The 18,871-nt window shown below is 40.9% G+C and carries 16 protein-coding genes; 5 read left to right on the top strand and 11 right to left on the bottom strand.

What is annotated here, in order from left to right:
• Window positions 1–6: 6 nt before the first annotated feature.
• Window positions 7–609 (bottom strand): ECF transporter S component, encoded by a 603-nt coding sequence (locus tag AZE41_RS17545; protein WP_067212160.1) that lies wholly within the window; start codon window positions 607–609, stop codon window positions 7–9.
• 255 nt (window positions 610–864) lie between these two features.
• Window positions 865–1,617, bottom strand: a complete 753-nt coding sequence (locus AZE41_RS17540; protein WP_067212155.1) for a C40 family peptidase — start codon at window positions 1,615–1,617, stop codon at window positions 865–867.
• Window positions 1,618–2,048: 431 nt separating this feature from the next.
• Here AZE41_RS17540 and AZE41_RS17535 point away from each other — a divergent pair, with 431 nt between their 5' ends.
• On the top strand, window positions 2,049–2,621 hold the full coding sequence (locus AZE41_RS17535) for a TetR/AcrR family transcriptional regulator (RefSeq protein WP_067212153.1): 573 nt from the start codon (window positions 2,049–2,051) through the stop codon (window positions 2,619–2,621).
• Window positions 2,622–2,711: 90 nt separating this feature from the next.
• A complete protein-coding gene (locus AZE41_RS17530) occupies window positions 2,712–3,683 on the top strand; it encodes an SDR family NAD(P)-dependent oxidoreductase (RefSeq protein ID WP_067212152.1) in 972 nt (323 codons plus the stop codon).
• Between the two features lie 319 nt (window positions 3,684–4,002).
• Here the strand turns inward: AZE41_RS17530 and AZE41_RS17525 are convergent, their stop codons facing one another.
• The 3 genes from AZE41_RS17525 to brnQ all read right to left on the bottom strand — a co-directional run bounded on the left by AZE41_RS17525 (window position 4,003) and on the right by brnQ (window position 8,030).
• Window positions 4,003–6,105 carry a methyl-accepting chemotaxis protein gene (locus AZE41_RS17525; protein WP_067214043.1) on the bottom strand — a complete coding sequence of 701 codons (2,103 nt, stop codon included), beginning with the start codon at window positions 6,103–6,105 and terminating at the stop codon, window positions 4,003–4,005.
• 184 nt (window positions 6,106–6,289) lie between these two features.
• Window positions 6,290–6,643: an SCP2 sterol-binding domain-containing protein gene (locus tag AZE41_RS17520; protein WP_067212149.1), complete on the bottom strand. Its 354-nt coding sequence runs from the start codon at window positions 6,641–6,643 to the stop codon at window positions 6,290–6,292.
• 76 nt (window positions 6,644–6,719) lie between these two features.
• The gene (gene brnQ / locus AZE41_RS17515; RefSeq protein WP_257722488.1) at window positions 6,720–8,030 is read right to left on the bottom strand and encodes a branched-chain amino acid transport system II carrier protein; all 1,311 of its coding nucleotides are present in this window, start codon (window positions 8,028–8,030) and stop codon (window positions 6,720–6,722) included.
• A 574-nt stretch (window positions 8,031–8,604) separates the two neighbouring features.
• On the opposite strand from brnQ, the gene AZE41_RS17510 reads away from it, so the two are divergent.
• A complete protein-coding gene (locus AZE41_RS17510) occupies window positions 8,605–9,918 on the top strand; it encodes an NAD-dependent malic enzyme (RefSeq protein WP_067212146.1) in 1,314 nt (437 codons plus the stop codon).
• 297 nt (window positions 9,919–10,215) lie between these two features.
• Here the strand turns inward: AZE41_RS17510 and AZE41_RS17505 are convergent, their stop codons facing one another.
• From AZE41_RS17505 to AZE41_RS22345, 3 genes are read right to left on the bottom strand one after another with little or no spacing between them, the layout of a single operon-like run.
• Complete coding sequence (locus tag AZE41_RS17505; protein ID WP_067212144.1) at window positions 10,216–11,871, bottom strand: b(o/a)3-type cytochrome-c oxidase subunit 1; 1,656 nt, start codon at window positions 11,869–11,871, stop codon at window positions 10,216–10,218.
• Complete coding sequence (locus tag AZE41_RS17500) at window positions 11,871–12,374, bottom strand: cytochrome c oxidase subunit II (RefSeq protein ID WP_067212141.1); 504 nt, start codon at window positions 12,372–12,374, stop codon at window positions 11,871–11,873. The genes AZE41_RS17505 and AZE41_RS17500 overlap by 1 nt, the downstream gene beginning before the upstream one ends.
• A gap of 23 nt (window positions 12,375–12,397) precedes the next feature.
• Window positions 12,398–12,544: a cytochrome c oxidase subunit 2A gene (locus AZE41_RS22345; protein ID WP_082786682.1), complete on the bottom strand. Its 147-nt coding sequence runs from the start codon at window positions 12,542–12,544 to the stop codon at window positions 12,398–12,400.
• Between the two features lie 286 nt (window positions 12,545–12,830).
• Here AZE41_RS22345 and AZE41_RS17495 point away from each other — a divergent pair, with 286 nt between their 5' ends.
• On the top strand, window positions 12,831–13,532 hold the full coding sequence (locus tag AZE41_RS17495; RefSeq protein WP_067212138.1) for a glucosamine-6-phosphate deaminase: 702 nt from the start codon (window positions 12,831–12,833) through the stop codon (window positions 13,530–13,532).
• A gap of 71 nt (window positions 13,533–13,603) precedes the next feature.
• Here AZE41_RS17495 and AZE41_RS17490 read toward each other — a convergent pair whose 3' ends face one another.
• Window positions 13,604–13,939 (bottom strand): hypothetical protein, encoded by a 336-nt coding sequence (locus AZE41_RS17490; RefSeq protein WP_067212135.1) that lies wholly within the window; start codon window positions 13,937–13,939, stop codon window positions 13,604–13,606.
• A gap of 214 nt (window positions 13,940–14,153) precedes the next feature.
• On the opposite strand from AZE41_RS17490, the gene AZE41_RS17485 reads away from it, so the two are divergent.
• On the top strand, window positions 14,154–14,645 hold the full coding sequence (locus tag AZE41_RS17485) for a C40 family peptidase (RefSeq protein WP_067212133.1): 492 nt from the start codon (window positions 14,154–14,156) through the stop codon (window positions 14,643–14,645).
• Window positions 14,646–15,532: 887 nt separating this feature from the next.
• Here AZE41_RS17485 and AZE41_RS17475 read toward each other — a convergent pair.
• Both AZE41_RS17475 and secA2 read right to left on the bottom strand, forming a co-directional pair.
• Complete coding sequence (locus AZE41_RS17475) at window positions 15,533–16,435, bottom strand: accessory Sec system S-layer assembly protein (protein WP_067212129.1); 903 nt, start codon at window positions 16,433–16,435, stop codon at window positions 15,533–15,535.
• Window positions 16,432–18,795: an accessory Sec system translocase SecA2 gene (gene secA2 / locus AZE41_RS17470; protein WP_067212125.1), complete on the bottom strand. Its 2,364-nt coding sequence runs from the start codon at window positions 18,793–18,795 to the stop codon at window positions 16,432–16,434. The genes AZE41_RS17475 and secA2 overlap by 4 nt, the downstream gene beginning before the upstream one ends.
• Window positions 18,796–18,871: the final 76 nt, after the last annotated feature.

The following is an 18,871-nucleotide window of genomic DNA, read 5'->3' as shown; positions in this document are numbered from 1 at the left end:
TAGTCCTTAAAGACGTTCTATTTCCGAACGGTTGTCGTACATATGCGTCAAATTTTTAGGCAATCCTTTGAAGAGAAGGAAACTGATTAGAACCGTTGCCATTTTATCAGGCACGTCAACGACAATGCTGTCTGCGAATGATGCAAACCAAAGCGGCATGTCTTGTGCCATCATTGTTGCAAAAAGTGCATCACCCCATACATTCCCGGTTTGCCCACCCCAAAACATGATATTAAGCGGAGTTGAGACTGTGGCGGCGATTAAGCCGACGACAAGTCCGAGGACAAGTGCTTTTCCTACGTTTGCTATCCATCCTTTATACGCCATGATTCCCACGACAAGACCGATGACTGCCGATGTAATTGCATAGACGAATGAAATCGGATCGGCAGTGAAGCCGTAAATAATATTGTTCACAATCCCTGCAATGGCACCGATAATCGGACCTGCTAGCATACTAGCAAGCACTGTGCCAATTGAATCGAGCCATAGCGGCAATTTAAGCAGACCAGCAAACAACTTTCCAAGGTAGTTGATGCCGATAGCTGCTGGAATAAGGACGAGTGCGGCAGTCGTGAAGTTAAGCGACCACATGCTGTTTTTCTTCATGAATTAGTTCCCCCTTTTTTTATCGTATGAGTCATATGCCCAGAACGACACAATGTATAATGGTGTGTCTTGACAGGTGTCAATTCGATTATAACTTACATTTGGCTTAGGGAATAGATAGAATTTTCGATGGGATGAAAAAAGTCGAAGATTGTGCAAGAAGAAGGATGAACTGTACGGCAGAAATGTGGGACTTTACGACACTAACGCAATGTAAAAAAACAGCTTCCCCACTAATAGGAAAGCTGTTAACTATCAATTAAGCTGATTAAAACGTTTGAAGCCTGTGAATTTGTCTTTCCAGTAAACTGAATCAATTGAAGAAACTTCAACTTTTTGCGTAGCGGCATGGATGAATTTACCTTCACCTAAATAAATTCCAGCGTGCGAAATGCCACTACGGTATGTATTTGCGAAAAACACCAAATCGCCCGGTATAGGCTTGTCCACATTAAAAGAATTGGTATGCATACCAATTGTATCTAGTCTTGGTATAGTAAGTCCTGCCTCGTTAAATACATAATAAATGAACCCGCTGCAATCGAAGCCTTCTTTAGTTGCGCCAGCCCAAACATACGGTGTATCCAAAAGTGGAAGTGAAACTTCGACGGCATTAAGTAATACCTTTTTAGAGGGAAGATTCAACTCTTTTGGCTTCACAGTTGTTGCAACGGCATTCTTCCATGAGTTAGTGGAAGAAGTCTCCTTTAGTACAGTGGTAACTTTCGTATTTGCTGTTTTTACTGGGGGTGAACTGGCTACTCCTGATTTTTGACTAACCGCATTTTTTGCAGAAACGGCCAATTTTTGATTGGTTTTAATCGAATCGGAAGCAAGACTGTTTAGACTTTTAAGTTCGTCCACAGTTAATTTATGCTTTGTAGCAATTTGCCATAGCGTGTCACCGGGCTTGACGGTGTATGATTCAGTTGCTGCATCCGCGCTCCCGACTGAGATAAACGCCACTAGGGCAAACGCTGCCAGCACCGAAAAAGCTCTCTTTTGCATCTATTTTCCCCTCTCCACGACAAACAGTTCTATATATGTATTCTATCTGATTAATAGAACTAGAACAATAGACTGTTAAATTACATTTGTGTTACAGGTAGATTACAAGAGTGTTGCGGGAGGATTGGAATTACAATATTATATATGTTGAAATAAAGAATTCCATTGAATTCGCTTCGGCGCTAGGGGATGCCTCCCCCCCTAAGCCAAGCAGCATTGCCGCCAGTCTTAGGGCTTCGGCTGCCCCTTGTAAGGCGCCTTCGCTTAGTTCATAGAGATATTCATTTGTCTAACATATACAGTAATGAAAGGGATATCTCCATAGGTGTCGAAACAGGAAATTTCTTATTATCTGGTTTAGTTAGTACTTGTGAATATTGCTATACAGAGTTACACTTCAACTAACCAGTGGTCAAAAGGGGGGCGAGACGATGTCTTCTCATAAATCCGCATCTCAAGAGTTAACAAAAGAAATGATTGTACAACAAGCTCGTGCCTTGTTCATTGAAAAAGGTTTTCAAGATGTCTCTATGCGAAGCATCGCTAAGCAAGTCGGTTGCACGCATGGTGCACTTTATTACCATTTTAAAAATAAAGTAGAATTGTTTGATGCAATTGTAAAAGTCGATTTTTCTAGGCTGAATGATCTTTTGGAAGATACTGCTCAAGGTGCTGAAGAAGACTTGGTAAAGCTGAACAATGTATTTCTTCGCTTTATTGAATTTGGTTTGAACAATCAAAGTCAGTATGAATTCATGTTCGTAGCAAGATATGCTGAAGTGGATAGTCTGTCTCAGGAGGCCGCGTATGTTAGCTATCAAAAGTTTGCTGAGTCTGTACAAAATTTATCGAAGAAAAGGCTTGCTATGAAAGACGTATGGTCTGCATTTCTTGCGCTTCATGGTTTTGTTGTCCATCATCGTGGATTCGTTATCAATTTTGATGAAGCAAAAGTATCGGCTGAATCACATGTGGAATTTATTTTAAAAGGCTTATTTAACTAAGTGAATGCTCTACATCGTAAATTGATATAGAGCATGACACTTTTTTTAATAATTATTGACCAGTGGTTAATAGAGGGGGAGGGAATGTGTATGAAGAAGGCATTAGTGTTAGGGGCATCAGGGGGAATGGGGTACGCATTGGTGAGGGAATTGGTTTCTCGAGGAGTCGATGTTGTCGCTTTTGCTAGAGGAAAAGAAAAGTTGAAAGCACTTTTTGAGAAGGAGTCAAAGGTAACGATCTATGCTGGGGATGTATTAACAGAAGGTGAAGTATCTCAGGCGGCTCAAGGAGTGGATGTCATTTTTCACGCCATAAATTTTCCTTACCCGGTTTGGAATGTCACACATCTTATATGTATGGATATTTTGATTCGTATAGCGCAAGCGCAGCAAGCAAAAATTGCGCTAGTGGATAATATTTATGCATACGGGGCGCAACATAAAGAAAAAATTTCGGAAGATGCACAGAAAGAGCCACATACGAAAAAGGGGGAGATTCGTCTAGCGATGGAAGATAAATTGAAAGACAGTAATGTCCCTTCTTTAATTGTTCATTTTCCAGATTTTTATGGACCTTATGCAGAAAATACGATGCTTTACGAAACACTTAAGAATGTTGTTCGAAATAAGTCGGCGAATTTCGTTGGCGGCGTTCAGGTAGCGAGGGAATATCTATACACGTTCGATGGCGCGAAGGCAATGGTGGAGCTCGCACTGCGAGATGATGCTTACAATCAAAATTGGAATATCCCGGCAGTATATCCGATAACGGGCGGAGAAGTGATTAAGATGATACGTGAAGAAACGGGATACCAAAAATCGATTAGGACAGTATCAAAAACGATGATTCGTTTCCTAGGAATGTTTCAGCCGTTCATGAAAGAAATGGTGGAAATGATGTATTTAACAGAAACACCCGTTATATTAAGTGGTAAGAAATATGAAACTGAAATTGGTCCGGTGCCTACAACGCCATATCAAGAGGGAATAAAGGCAACGTTGAAATGGATGATGGAAAAAGATTCGAAGGTAAGTAGTATGCCTACAACGATAAATCGATAGAAAGATTTAACGCTATATATAAACTGAGCGAAGGCGCCTTACAGGGTTAACCGGAGGCATCCCCGAGCGCCGTAGCGAATTCAGTGGGTATTCATTATTTCAACATACACAGTATATATTTGACACTACTTATTTGGGGTTAACTAGGTGGTATAACTCGCCAGTATAACGAACAAATCTAGCGACAAAGCGGTGTTGGAAAAAATCTATTTGTTAAGTGCCGACTATATAGCTGGGAATCACGTTAATGACACCCATCTAAAAAGCCTGCCCAGCAAACAATCTTGACTGGGCAGGCAAATCTTATTTAGGTCCTTGATTATGATAATTTAAATCGATCGACGACTTCTTGCAGTTCTTGAGCGATTTTATTCATATGATTGGTCGATTCTGCGACGCGTTCAAGCTCACCCTGTTGCGCGGCGGCTGAGGCGCTGACTTGTTCAGCTGAAGCAGCAGTTTCTTCCGAAATCGCGGAGACACTCTGAATTGCCAACATCGCTTGGTCTTTATGTTCCATCATATCGGCGAGTTTAGTGGCTAACTCGTCTATTGAACCACCCATCTGTTCAGCAAGTTCCGCATTGCGGGTAAAGGAAGATTCTGTACTTGATACAGATTCGTTTTGGCCTTCCATCAATTGAATATTCGCTGTAATAATAGAAACAGTCTGCTGTGACTCTAGTAATATTTCTTGAACCGTTTGTTGAATTACATCTGTTTCTAAGCGAGATTGTTCGGCAAGTTTTCGTACTTCCTCCGCTACGACTGCGAAGCCTTTTCCATGCTCACCAGCACGTGCAGCTTCAATACTAGCATTGAGCGCAAGCAAATTCGTTTGTGCAGTGATGCCGTGAATCGATGCAATAACTTGATTAATTTCCGCTATTTTAGTGGTCAGTGTTTCAATTTGTTGCTGTACCTTTTCATTCATGTCATTCGTAGCTTCATTATGTTCACGCAGTTTCTTAACTTCTGTCATTCCTTGTATAGTAGATAGACCTGTTTGTTTTGATAATACGTTCATGTTGTTTGATAGAATAGCGAGTGAGTCCATTTGATCTGACAAATCTAAAATTCGGTGACTCGTTTCTTCCGTATCTTCCGACTGCTTAGAGGCCCCATGTGCAATTTCATCGGTTGCTAGAGATACTTCTTGACTAGATGCAACAATCTCCTCGAAAACATGGTGGACGTGATTGGAAGACTTGTTTAATTGAGTGGAAGAATCCCAAACTGTATGAATGGCGTCATTTGTTTTACGGAGCATATTGTTATATGCCATAGCTACAGCACCAATTTCATCGGGTTGGATATGTTTTTCGTCTATACTTCTCGTCAAGTCACCAGCTGCTGCTGTTTCGATTGACTCTCGTAAATAAGCAAGTGGTTTTAATTGTTTGAAAATGAACCACAAGGTAGCTGCAGACATTAAAACAACCATGACAATTGCGGAAATGATTGTTAGAAGTAAGATTGTGTTATATGTTTCTAGTATTTTTGACTTTGGAACAACCGTCTGTACAGACCATGTATCTTTAATATTGTCTAACAGCATCGGGGCGAACGAGTTAAAGGCCTCTTCATTTAGTTGCTTTGAATCAGCATATAAAGTCGATACTTCTCCTTTTCCAAGCGTGTTCTTAATTGTGCTCCAATCATAAGAGTCTTGCACATTTACCCCGTTCAACTCTTCGCTAATACTGTTGGCAGTTAAGTAACCGCCATCGGTAATAATGCTAGCATATCCACCATCCGGCTTGATTGTATTCACGAGTTCATTTAAAAAATCGATGGAAATATCTGTTGTAAGAACACCGAAAAAGGAACCTGAACTTGTAATTAGCGGTACGGAAATGGTGGTCATTAAGACGATTTCACCACCTGCACTGTACTCGTACGGTTCTGTCAAGACAGCTCGCTTTTCTTTTTTCGGTATTAAGTACCAATCTCCTTCGCCCTCTGTTTCATATTCGCTAAGAGCCTCCATAGTAATCTTGTCTCCATCCTTATACAAATAAGGAATAAAACGCTTCTCTGGATCTATTAAATCATTACTAACAGACTCTTCAATAGGAATAGATCCGCTTTCAAATATAGCAGCCATTCCAGAAGCATCAGTGTTGTTCTTTAAATTATTCTCTATGACAGTTATGGCTTCGTCCGCAGTTAAATTACCTTGTGCCTGCAGTGTTTCAAATATGTGTTTCGTTGTGTGGAGCATGTCATTCGTTTTCTTAAATCGGTCGCTCATTTTAGCAGCATATAGTTCAGTGTTATCAATTGCAGAACTCTCCGCATCGTTGGTACTTTGATTATGCAAAATGGTACTTGTAACGACTGTATAGGAGATAAATAATACTAAGAAGAGCGTAATAATAAGTGCTGAAAGTTTCCACGCAATGCTTTTCGATTTTTTCATATTATAAGGTGCACCTTCTTTCGAATTTTCTTTCATTTTACATCAATATACCTAATTCGACAATGGGCTCCCTTTATCTGAAGTGGGAAGTATTACTCATAGTTGGCTTCAAACGTGCTCATTTCAATTAATTATGGGGAATCAAAAAACGACTCCCACATTTAATGAGAGCCGCTTTCTTCTATTAAAACGAATACTGTTTTAATAAACCTTCTAATTTTAACGCAAGACCAATATTTCCTTTAACTTTGAGTTTACCCATCATAAAGGCAGCGGTTGAATTCAAGTTGTCAGCAAGTAGTTTCTTGAAATCTTTCACACTCATAGTTAACGCACAATCAACTTCACCGGGATCTCCGGTAATTGTTACGGCTTTGCCATCTGCTAACGTTAAGCCATATAGACCGCCATCATCACCAGATAAATCGAATGAATAGGTCACAGTCATTCCTTTAATTGGACCTGGTTCCCCGTTCAATTTCTCGTCAATTTTAAGCCAAATAGTTGTCATTGTCATGTCATCAAAATTCATCGTCATTGGAAAACCCTCCATAATACTGAATGTTCATTCAGTATAGCTGAAATTGGAGGTAAAAGCATGAACTTTCTGAGAACTAAATCCGTTTCTTAAACAAGGGGCTTAGAACCACACCAATAAGTGCTCCGACAATCGCTGGTACAAGCCAACCAATCTGCTGTTCATAGAGTGGGAGATGGGCAAGTACATCATTGACAGGCTTAATGTCGATTCCGGCTCCTTTTAAGCCGTCAAAGATACTAACAAAAGCAGTTGCCAGTAGCGCCAGGATATAGACAATTGGCTTTCTACCAAACGATTTGTCGATGAATGACATAAGCATCAGAACAATTGCGAGTGGGTAGATTGTGAGCAAAACCGGTATTGAAATAGAAATAAGCTGTGTCAATCCAACGTTTGCAATAATTGCACTGAATCCCGCGAAAATGAAGACATATGTCTTGTATGAATTCCGTGGAAATACATGTTCGAAATACTGTGCACATGCTGAAACGAGACCAATCGATGTTGTCAGACAAGCAAAAATAATTGTCATTGCCAGAATCATCGTTCCGTATGGTCCGTATAAGACGGTAGATGCGAGTGCGAGAACCGCACCTCCGTTGTCTTGTATCCCGATAACATCGACGCTTGTCGCTCCAATATACCCGAGTGAAATGTAAACGAGCGCTAATCCAGTAGCTGCGACAACACCAGCGAAAACCATTGCTTTCATGACAGCACGGCTTTCTGTCACGCCTTCTGCTTTAAGCGCATTAATAACGACGATGCCGAATACAAGTGCCGCAATGACATCCATCGTTAAATACCCTTCAACAAAGCTACGGAAAAACGCATTGGTTGCAAAATCACCTTGGGCTTGTCCGATATCTCCCATTGGTGACACAATACTCTTCACAGCAAGTGCCCCAATAACTAAAAATAGGACAGGAGTTAACACTTTCCCTATGCGATCGACAAGTTTCGCAGGATTTAGGGCGAGAGCGACCGTAATAGTAAAGAAGACGATCGTAAACAACGCAAGTGGCCAGTTTGAGCCAGAAATGCTATCAGGCAAAAATGGGACGACCCCAATTTCATATGAGACAGTAGCTGTTCGTGGAATGCCGAAAAATGGACCAATTGCCATATAGACAATCATCGTGAAAATAACTCCAAAATAAGGATTGACGCGACTTGCAATGGTTTCTAATCCGCCGCCTGCATTGGCAATTGCTAGAACTGCAATGAGAGGCAACCCGACTCCTGTGATTAGGAATCCAATCATCGCAATGAAAAGTTCATCCCCTGCCATTTGCCCAAGAAGCGGTGGGAAAATAATATTACCAGCACCGAGGAACAAAGCAAAGAGCATAAGCCCAATCACGAAATTTTTCTGTATAGACAAGTAAACTGCAACTCCTTGAAAGAATTATGTAAAAAACTCACCACCTTTCATTATAACCGAAAAGAGGAGCAATTGTCTAACAAATTCAATAGTTTGATGGTTAGAGAATGATTCAAATAGTAATTCGGAAAAAATAGTTCTATTTAACTATGATTCTACATAAAGCGCGCTATAATTATGATAATCGCTTCTTTTTCGACAAACTATGCACTATTTACAATTTTTAAGTGAAATTAATAATAATATAGAAATAGGGGATTCAGAAATGAAGGCGATAACGACCGGATATCGTTCGAAGTTGAAGCGATGAGAGGAACGGCAAATGTGCTATGCACACTTTCTGAAGCGTTGGAAACGTCTGTGAGCCGATTTGCAATCGAAGAACGTAAAGACTCATAATGAAAAAATAGTTTCTAATTCGGCTTGGAACAGTTTTGTTATGGGAAAACCCTCCTTTAATTATGCGTGAAATATGTGAATTCGCGATTAATTATAACCGAAGTCATAAAATGTTTACGACCTGGTCCTATACGTGTAAAATGAGGATTGGCAAGTATAATCAGGGGGTAATACAATGGAACAAGTGCAATTTATGCGTAATCTAATTATCGAAACACCATCAGTGCCGGGCAACTTCGCGAAAGTTGCGTTAGCTATCGGACAATTAAATGGAGATATTGGTGATATCCAAACTATAAAAGTAGGTACATTATCAACGATTCGTGATATTTCAATTCAATGTACAAGTGAAGAGCACTTGTTGCAAATTGTTGAAGCGGTTAATCAAATCGGCGACGGAATTAGTGTCCACGCTATAACGGATGATGTATTGCAAGCACATGAAGGCGGCAAGATTCATATGAAAGGCCGTATGGAAATTCGTTCTTTAGGTGATTTGCGACGTGTCTATACACCAGGCGTTGCGAACGTCTGTGAACTTATCAAGAATGATCCGGAACAGGCGAAATACTTTACTGGAATCTCAAACACGGTCGCAATTGTGACAGATGGCACAGCGATTCTGGGTCTTGGAAATATCGGACCTGTCGCGGGAATGCCTGTAATGGAAGGAAAAGCTGTGTTATTTGATCAATTCGCTGGGATAAGTGGTATTCCTATCTTGCTTAACACGAGTGATCCAGATGAAGTTGTAGAAACAATTAAACATATTCAGCAAGGGTTTGGTGGAATATTGTTGGAGGATATCGGATCTCCACACTGTTTCGAAATTGAAGAGCGATTGAAAGCGGAGCTGTCGATTCCAGTTATGCACGATGATCAGCATGGTACAGCAGTTGTCACGTTGGCATCTGTAATTTCAGCTTGTCAACAGACAGATGTTTTGCTAACGGAAGCGGTTGTGGGCCAAATTGGTCTTGGGGCAGCTGGTCTAGCAATTAGCCGTATGCTTATGAAGTATGGTGTGAAGGAAATGCGTGGAATTGACCGTAATGAAGTCGCACGTCAGAGGCTTGCTGATCATGGCGGCACAGTCATTGATTCACTTGAAGAATTGATGGCAACGTGTGACATTATCGTAGCCACAACGGGCGTTGCAGGACTTATCAAACCAGAAATGGTACGAAAAGGGCAAATTATCTTGGCTTTGTCCAATCCAAACGCTGAAATTACACCGGAAGACGCACTTGCAGCGGGCGCGGCATTTGCGGCGGATGGCCGTCTCGTTAATAATATCTTAGGCTTCCCAGGTATTTTCCGCGGTGCCCTAAATGCACATGCGAAGGAAATTACTTATCCGATGCTAATCGCAGCTGCACTTGCAATTGTCGACAGCACGAAACCGGGCGATCTTGTCCCACATCCACTTGATCCAAACGTCCATCTCAATGTAGCAGCTGCGGTTGAACGAGTTGCGAATAACTTATAATTGATAAAGGCCTCTTACCTGGGGAAATAAACCAGGTAAGAGGTTTTTTTTATGGAGCAGAGTAGATTATGGATTGCCTTGATGGTATTACTGGAAGTGTTCAACCAATGCGCTAAAGTGTCCAACCAAAAGGGGAGTTTCCAACCAACCTGTCGAAGTGTGCAACCAATACACTAAAGTGTCCAACAAAAATGGCGTTGTCCAACCAACCCCCTCCAACCAATCAATTCCAACAAAATGAAAACAGCCCAGATTTCACGGACAATACCCGGAAATCAGAGCTGCTTCATAATGCAATTATCTACCAATCAGCCAATCAAATGGCGGCGAACCTGGAGGTGAGTGTTTCAGTATATCAATGACTGGAATTGTGTAAGCGAACAGAATCAGTGCAATTGTAATCCCAACCCATAGATACCAGTTTTCAAGAATTTTAGGTGTAGGCTCTGCATCGTCTTCCTCTACGGCAATCGGATATTCTTGAACGCCGCGTGGTGCAAAGAATGTCAGTTGGATGAAAATGTACACCATCAAGAGAATACCGACGAACAAAATCGTTCCTCCAACAGCTTGTGCAATCTGGTAATTGATCCACGTAGCGACTTGTTCGCCGCCTGCATATTCGGAGAAGCTTGAACGACGCGGTCCGCCAAGTAATCCTTGAATATGCATAGCACCTGACATAATTGTCATACCAATTGTCCAAATAAATGTTTGAATAATCCCGAGTCTATTCAACCTCGGAGTCAGTCGGCGGCCAGTTAAATGCGGTACAAGCCAATACGTAATCCCGAAAAATGTTAGAACGACTGTTGTTGCAGCAGTTAAATGGAAGTGACCTGTAATCCAAATTGTATTATGGACGAGGGCATTCATTTGGTGAGATGCGTTAACGATTCCGCCCACGCCACCTGGAATGAATGCAGCCATACCAATGAATGGTGCTAGGAAACGTACATCTTTCCATGGAAGCTTTTTGAACCAACCAAATAAGCTCTTATAGCCTTTTCGTCGGCCCGTTGTTTCAAATGAAGCGAAAATTGAGAATGCTGTCATTAATGACGGAATAACAACCATGAATGTCAGCACAACTTGAATGAATTTCCAAGTAGGGTCAATACCCGGTTCTGTCAACTGGTGATGGAACCCGACCGGAATCGAGAACATTAGTAATAGAATGAAAGCCATTCTAGCAAGTGCATCACTGAATAATTTTCCGCCGATGATCTTTGGAATAACAACATACCACGCCATATAAGCTGGAAGTAACCAGAAATAAACGAGTGGATGACCGAAATACCAAAATAACGTACGGCTTAGTAAAACGTTGATGGTTTCAGCATATCCAAGTGACCAAGGGATGAACAGCACTAGGACAGATGTTGCTACGCCGATTGTAGCGATGAACCACATAAGCATATTGATAATAACCATAAATGCAGGTAATGGTGATTTTTCACCTTTATGTGCTTTCTTCCATACGTAAAGCTGACGGAAGTTAACGAAGGCAGCAATCCAGCTACCGATAATAACGAGTGCTAAACCGAAATAAAATGCCGGGTGAGCTCGTAGTGGTGCATAGAATGTGTATAATACTGAAGCTTCGCCTACAAGAATCGTAATTGCAGCCATGATGGTTCCGATCAGCATTACCCAGAAGGACAGCCATGCGACTTTCAACTGTTTATCCGAAATCCCAACAGTTTTCCCCATAAGTGAAAACTGGAAACCGATAATGAAAAAGGTTGTTAAGACGAGTCCAAGAATAACACCGTGAACAGTCAGGATTGTATAATAATCAATATTAAACGGTAATTTGAATTTCCCAGAGCGGACAAAAGTCTGCAATAAACCCATCAGACCTCCGACAAAAAGCGAGATATAAGTAACCCACATGAATGCCATATATAATCTGGATTCTTTTTTAGAAAGCGGTAATTGAACCTTAGTCATTATTCATACACCTCCACTGTTCCGTACATCTGGTGGTGACCGATGCCGCAGTATTCGTTGCAGACAATCGTGAATTCGCCTGCATTTTTCATGACAGTCTCGTAACGGCTAATGTGGCCAGGTTCAACCATCATGTTGACGTTTGTTCCAGCTACTTGGAAGCCATGGACAACATCTTTTGTTGTGATTTGATAAAGAACGGTGGAACCTTTTGGCACGCGAATCGTTTTAATAGCAGTACCTTCCGTGTCTTTACCGAAATCATAGTTGAACGCAGAAGCAACGATGTTGACGATATATTTGCCGTCAGCTACTTCACGAATGCCAAGATTTTCAGGCTTGAATGCGTCATGTGCTTCAACATTTTGTGGATCGATTGTTTCAATATGGCTCTGCGGATGCGTCCCTTTCCAGAAAGCAGCGAAGCCGATAATTAGTAGGAATAGGACGAGTGAAGCCATTCCGAAAACAAGCCATATCTTTTCATATTTGTGCAAATGCATAAGTAACCCTCCTGATATAATTATTATCTAGATAAAAATAGTGCATAAAACCCGAACCAAGATACTAGAATGACGGCACCCAACAGCATGACGGCTATGAAAGTACCTTTCAAACTATGTGTAGATTCATGCGTATTGGGTTGATGTTTCATTGAATTTCTTTTCCCCATTATTACACCTCCTATTTCCGGCGAAGTGGATTCGCTGTCATACCTTTATCATAGTCTTAAGGTTTAATATGGGAATTAGGGAAAACCCTATGCCTAAGGATATAAGGGAGGGTTTCACAAGTTGTTCACGCATTCTTCATATTTCCGTCAATTACCTATAATAAAGGTCTAGAGATGCATGTGAGAAAAGAAGATGGTATGTTAAGTTCGATTAAAGTTGACCAGACTGTTTAGGGAAATTACAATAAAGCGAGAGCAAAATCTTAATGGAAGTTGGTTGATCTATATGAAAAATCTAAAACTTATAAAAGTTGAAAGCCCTGAACAAGGCGCAGAACAAGTTTACGAAATCATTAAAAACGAAATTGAAAGTGGACGTCTAAACGTACTTGGGCTGGCAACAGGAAGTACAATGATTCCTGTTTACGATAAATGGGTTTCGTCAAATCTTGATTTCTCCAATATTGTCACTTTTAATTTGGATGAGTATATCGGAATACCTGAATCAAGCCCGAACAGCTACGCTTATTTTATGAGTGAGCATCTGTTTGATAAGAAAGAATTTAGAAAAACAAATATTCCGGATGGGATGGCTGAAGATTTGGTTGAAGAATGTGCCGCTTATGAAGATCTTTTAGAAGAGTACCCACTCGACATCCAGCTACTTGGAGTAGGAGAGAATGGCCATATCGCATTCAACGAACCTGGACTTCCTTTCGATTCTGTTACACATGTAGCGCAATTGACGGAATCGACATTGGGTGTGAATAGCCAGTACTTCGCAAATGATGAAAAAATCCCTGAAACAGCTTTATCGATGGGAATTAGTTCGATATTAGGTGCGAAAAAAATTGTTTTACTAGCATTTGGTGAAAAGAAACGAGCAGCTATCGAGAAGTTGCTTGAAGGTAATGTAACGACTGAGTGGCCGATTACAAAATTAGTTGATCACAAAGATGTCATCGTCATTACGGATTTAGAAATTTAATAAGCTAAACAAAAAGGTGAGTGACTACGATTAGTAGCACTCACCTTTTTGTTATTATAGAAAGAAGGGGATTAGTGTCGATCATGATTCAATGTACTGAATATAGTTTGCATATCACCAAGCTGCCCATTTTTGGCAATTAGTGCATCACGTTTTTTTTGAGAGAAACCACGCTCTTTGTTGAATTTCCCAGTCGTTCGGTGTGGGTCTTCTGAATTATGAAAACGGCTATCTTCTTTCAGGGGTTCATAATCACCTGCTGCGTGATCGAGATATGGATTATGAATATAATTTTTTGCGGAATATTTCTTATCGTTTTTTTCGTTACCTAACCAACCATGGGCTTTTTCTTGTGCTTCAAGAAAAGACTCTTGCGTATTATCTGAAATGTCATCTTCGTGTTTCACTTCAAACGCCTCCCATTAAATTAGATGATACTTTACTAAATTCCCGTTTTAAAAAACTATAAACCCCATAAAAAGACAATAATGTTTCGAAAGTCTCCTTTAATACAAGTAGTGTAATAGACTTGTTACACAATTGTAATGTAGGAGGTGTTTGAAGCGTGTTAAGGTTGTAACAGATCATTATTTCAGATAAATTAATCCTTTGGGGGAACAGATGAAACTTACATTCACATTCAAAAAGTCCATTACAATTATAGCTATGTCATTTCTACTACTCGTCGCACCTTTCGTTGGACAAGCCGAAGCTTCGTCAAAACCTGCTGCAATTTCAAAAACGGCAACAAGCCTAATTGGCGTCAAGTACAGTTACGGTGGTAACACGACGAGTGGGTTTGATTGTTCGGGGTACGTATCATATGTATTCAAGCAACATAATGTCCAAGTGTCGCGTACTGCTGCTAGTATGCATGCATCAGGAACTTCTGTTAGTAAAGCGAATTTAGAAACGGGAGACCTCGTATTCTTCAATACAGCAGGCAAACGAGTTTCACACGTTGGCATATACATAGGTGATGGTAAATTTGCGCACGCATCGACATCAAAAGGTGTACGCGTTGATAAGTTGAATGACCCTTATTATTGGGGTGAACGCTACGTAGGTGCAAAACGCATCTCGGGTGTGAATGCAGTTGCTTCAGCCAATTAAAACAAAACAGTCAGCACTGAGTACCCTTAATAGGGAACTTGGTGCTGTTTTTCACTATATATGTTCAACATCACGTCTGTTGATTAACCATATTCTTGCGTAAAATATTGGTAAGGTAGGCACAGAATTCTTCATTTGGGCTAGTACGTATCCCGCTTGCTTTCGGCTAAACTAGCCACCCCTTTTCGACAATTCTGTTGCGATTAGTTGCCTGTCGCATACCTGCAACGTTCAAGGGGAAATTGCAGTTGCTTGGAAGATAAGAATAGATGACCCTTCACAGAAACTATAATTGCCCGAAGATACAATTTCGGGCACGCTTGCATTTTCTACAATGCGTTCCTTATTTACTTTTAGTGAAATCACGCTTGTCATCATGTGATATCTTGTAGAAATTAACAATTCCTTAAAATAAAAAAAACCAGAAAGAAGGAGTAAGCCGCCAAAATTGTATCTTTGGCGGCCTTTATCCAGATAAGAAGCCAACTATTCTTTCGTCCCAAAAAGCTTTAGTACTTCGTGTACCTTAGCCTTTGGAGAGCGACGGATGAACGACCATCATACGATTACCGAAAAAAATCTATAGGGATGCGACGAAGTCGTATCCCTATAGATTAAGATATCTAGGTAATGGTATAGGAGTCGTTCAATCTAAAGCGATATAAGGCAACTGTACGCGAAGCACCTAGTGTTTGATTTAGTTATTTTCTGGCTACTTTTGGTTAATCAACACCTGTGGTTCAAAATATAGGCCTTCAATTGTTCAACATAAATAGCAATAAAAAGGGCGGCACATCCGAATCAGAATGTAACTGATTTGAATGTGCCGCCTTTATCTTCAAGCCCTCCAGCGCTTTTCGGGGCTAAACAGGCGCTTGCGCTTTTGTTTACGCGTTTTGTTGTGGTACGCGAACAGTCCAGCGAGATAAGTCTGGCTCATCTTTTTGAATCATTTCTTTTGGATAGATGAACGTCCATGGTTTTGAAGTGTTTGCTTTTACTGAAAGTGGATCAAGGGCGAATGAACCGCTAGCTACTAAATCACCAGATGCATCAATCAGTTCTAGTGGAAGCTTTTCGATATTGATTTGTTTCGAGTGACCATTACGGATAAATACAGATGCTGCGATACCGCCGTCATCCTGTTGTTTTACTTGGAATCCGCTAATATTTACTTCACGCGGTTTCAATTTCGGAAGACCTTCGACAACTTTTGTAAGTCCATCCTTTTGTTCTGCCGTTAAACCGTCTTCCCATGTTTGCTCCAACTCTAGTTTGTGAGGCACCATCGATTGGACGTTAAATGCAAGTTTCCAGTTTTCTGTTGGTGGCTGTTCTGCAAAGATATTGTCTTTTGTGAAGACGAATACCCAAGGTCTTGCGCTTCGTGCCGGAATATCGCCGAGCTCTTTCAAATCGAATTCATCGGAAGCGAGTGTTTTACCTTCCTCATCAAGTAGCATCAGTTCGACTGATCCAACTGAAATCTGTTGGTCTAGTGAAGAACGGAAAAACGCTTTAACGAGCCAGCTACCATTAGCAGGTTCAACGTCGATGTCAATGCCTGAAAGGGAGATTTGGTTCGGTTTAAGTGGTTCTAACTCATTCGAATGGAAGCGGAAAACGTACTCTTGCTCCTGTGGTACATTCCATTCTGGGTGTAGGGATAGCGTAGTCTCGACCTCATCTGTATTTGTCGACGCGTTTAGGCCGTCAATAATTTCTTCGGAACCGATTGTGCTATCTGATCCTGTCTTTTCGGTTTTCTTGAAAAATGAGAAAAGCTTCATTGTTGTACCTCCTGTTGTTGTGTAATAACTTTCATAAAGCTAATAACTTCAGATGCGATGTTGCGGCGTAATTTTTGATAATGACGCCCGAATAATTCGAGTCCTTCACGCTGATAAATCCGCATTGGGTCCTCTTGTCCATATGAACGGAGTCCGATACCTTCTTTTAAGCGTGTCATAACTTCTAAGTGCTTGACCCACATCGTATCAATATGAGACAGCATTACTTGTGGAATCATCTGATTGATCTGTTCATCGTCTGAGAATGATTCGATGAAGTCGAGCAACTCAGTAAGTGGAGCATCATATAGTTTTAGAATGTCAGACGTCTTATCAAGCGTCCGCGGAATTACGACAGGTTCTAACAACAGGCTGTTCATTGTATGTTCAATTCGTTCGAAATCCCAATTGCTTGAAGTCTCTTCATCTGGGCAACTATCGAAAACAACAAATTCTACTGTCTCGGAAAGCATCGATTTTAATTGTTCAAGGATACCTTCGCGGTCTAGGACGTTATTACGAAGCCCATAGATGACTTCACGCTGATCGTTAATGACGTCGTCGAGTTTTAAGTTGTATTCGCGCATTGAATAGTGGGCGCCTTCTACGATACGCTGTGTCCGTTCTGTCAGTTCATCTACTTCGGGATTCTGCACTAGACCGTCTTCATTTGTTGTTACTTTTTTGAGGAACTTCTCAAGCTCTTCTTTAGCAAAACGCTTGAACATATCATCTTCGAGAGAAAGGAAGAAGTGACTCTCACCATGGTCACCTTGTCTTCCGGAACGTCCCCGTAGCTGGTTGTCAATACGACGGCTTTCGTGCTTTTCTGTTCCAAGTACGAAAAGACCACCAATTTCTTCAACCTTTTCACCGAGCACGATATCAGTTCCACGTCCAGCCATGTTTGTCGCAACTGTGATTTGACCGAGTTGTCCTGCTAGGGAAATAAGGTCTACTTCCTGTTCTACACTTTTAGCGTTCAATAAGTTATAAGTAAGTTTGTATTCATCTAAATACGCTACTACTTTTTCAGATTGTAAAATGGATGTTGTGCCGACAAGGACGGGTTGTCCTTTTTCATGACGCTTAGCGACTTCTTTCGCCATCGCCTTATATTTCTGGTCAATTGTTTTATATACTTGGTCAGGTGAATCGATACGTGCGCGCGGACGATTTGTTGGAATTTGAACAACTTCCATACCATACACTTCACGGAATTCTTTCTCCTGTGTTTTAGCCGTACCAGTCATTCCGCACAGTTCTTTATACATACGGAAGTAGTTTTGGATTGTAATTTGTGCTTGTGCTTTATTTTCCTCAGTGATTGGTAGTCCTTCTTTTGCTTCAATTGCCTGGTGTAAGCCATCGGAAAGTGTGCGTCCTTCCATGATTCGACCCGTAAACATATCGACAAGTTCAATTTTTTCTTCTTTTACGATATAGTCAACATCACGTTCGAAGATGACATGTGCACGTAATGATTGAATCATATAATGATAAAGTGTTTGGTGCTCCAATTCATATAAATTGTCGATACCAAATGCTTTTTCTACTTTCTCGATTCCAATATCAGTAAGGGAAGTCGCTTTTGTTTCATCATCAAAGTCGAAATCGATCCCTTTTTTGAAGCGTTTTGCGAGACGTGCCGCAATGTGATGAAGATCCGCATCCGCTTGCATTTTACCGGCAACGATTAATGGTGTTTTTGCTTCATCAACAAGAATACTATCAACTTCATCGATAATTGCGAAATGGTAGGGACGTTGAACTTTTTGTGATACTTGGTGCGCCATATTATCACGCAAATAGTCGAAACCGAATTCCGTTCCCACTCCGTACGTAATATCCGCATTGTAAGCAACTTGTTTTGCGGGACCTTGCATCATTGGGACATTCAACCCAACTGTAAGGCCAAGAAAACGATGGATTTGACCAATTTGTTCATAGTCACGCTTCGCAAGATAGTCATTCACGGTAATAACGTGAACTCCTTTTCCTTCAAGTGCACGCACATATGATGGAAGGGAAGCGACTAGCGTTTTACCTTCGCCTGTAGGCATTTCAGCGATATTACCTTCTGTTAGAACGAGTCCGCCGATAAGTTGGACATCGAAATGACGCATGCCAAGGATTCGCTTGGATGCTTCACGAACAACAGCAAAAGCATCTGGAATAATAGATTGGATCTTTTCTCCAGATTGTATTCTCTCCTTGAATATAGTAGTCATACTTGTTAGTTGTTCGTCTGACATTGGTTCGTATGTAGCTTCTAATTTATTTATTTGTTGGACAATCTTCCGATACTTTCGAAGTTGTCTTTCGTTCGTCTGATTTGAACGTTTGAATATTGATAGCATTGGATGAACGCTCCTTTTTTCCGATCCCTTTAAAGGACCCGTCCCCATTTTACCAAAAAGAATGGAAAATGACTAC

This window comes from Sporosarcina psychrophila (assembly GCF_001590685.1).
Lineage (GTDB): Bacteria > Bacillota > Bacilli > Bacillales_A > Planococcaceae > Sporosarcina > Sporosarcina psychrophila.
Note: the sequence above shows the minus strand (reverse complement) of the source record. Positions and strands in the feature narration are given on the sequence as shown.

Excerpts from the sequence above, each read along its gene's own strand:
- AZE41_RS17520 (WP_067212149.1), bottom strand. The coding sequence starts at position 6,643 with ATGACGATGAATTTTGATGACATGACAATGACAACTATTTGGCTTAAA.
- AZE41_RS17525 (WP_067214043.1), bottom strand. The coding sequence starts at position 6,105 with ATGAAAAAATCGAAAAGCATTGCGTGGAAACTTTCAGCACTTATTATT.
- AZE41_RS17495 (WP_067212138.1), top strand. The coding sequence starts at position 12,831 with ATGAAAAATCTAAAACTTATAAAAGTTGAAAGCCCTGAACAAGGCGCA.
- AZE41_RS17530 (WP_067212152.1), top strand. The coding sequence starts at position 2,712 with ATGAAGAAGGCATTAGTGTTAGGGGCATCAGGGGGAATGGGGTACGCA.
- AZE41_RS17475 (WP_067212129.1), bottom strand. The coding sequence starts at position 16,435 with ATGAAGCTTTTCTCATTTTTCAAGAAAACCGAAAAGACAGGATCAGAT.
- secA2 (WP_067212125.1), bottom strand. The coding sequence starts at position 18,795 with ATGCTATCAATATTCAAACGTTCAAATCAGACGAACGAAAGACAACTT.
- AZE41_RS17540 (WP_067212155.1), bottom strand. The coding sequence starts at position 1,617 with ATGCAAAAGAGAGCTTTTTCGGTGCTGGCAGCGTTTGCCCTAGTGGCG.
- AZE41_RS17505 (WP_067212144.1), bottom strand. The coding sequence starts at position 11,871 with ATGACTAAGGTTCAATTACCGCTTTCTAAAAAAGAATCCAGATTATAT.
- AZE41_RS17485 (WP_067212133.1), top strand. The coding sequence starts at position 14,154 with ATGAAACTTACATTCACATTCAAAAAGTCCATTACAATTATAGCTATG.
- AZE41_RS17535 (WP_067212153.1), top strand. The coding sequence starts at position 2,049 with ATGTCTTCTCATAAATCCGCATCTCAAGAGTTAACAAAAGAAATGATT.
- AZE41_RS22345 (WP_082786682.1), bottom strand. The coding sequence starts at position 12,544 with ATGGGGAAAAGAAATTCAATGAAACATCAACCCAATACGCATGAATCT.
- AZE41_RS17545 (WP_067212160.1), bottom strand. The coding sequence starts at position 609 with ATGAAGAAAAACAGCATGTGGTCGCTTAACTTCACGACTGCCGCACTC.
- AZE41_RS17500 (WP_067212141.1), bottom strand. The coding sequence starts at position 12,374 with ATGCATTTGCACAAATATGAAAAGATATGGCTTGTTTTCGGAATGGCT.
- AZE41_RS17510 (WP_067212146.1), top strand. The coding sequence starts at position 8,605 with ATGGAACAAGTGCAATTTATGCGTAATCTAATTATCGAAACACCATCA.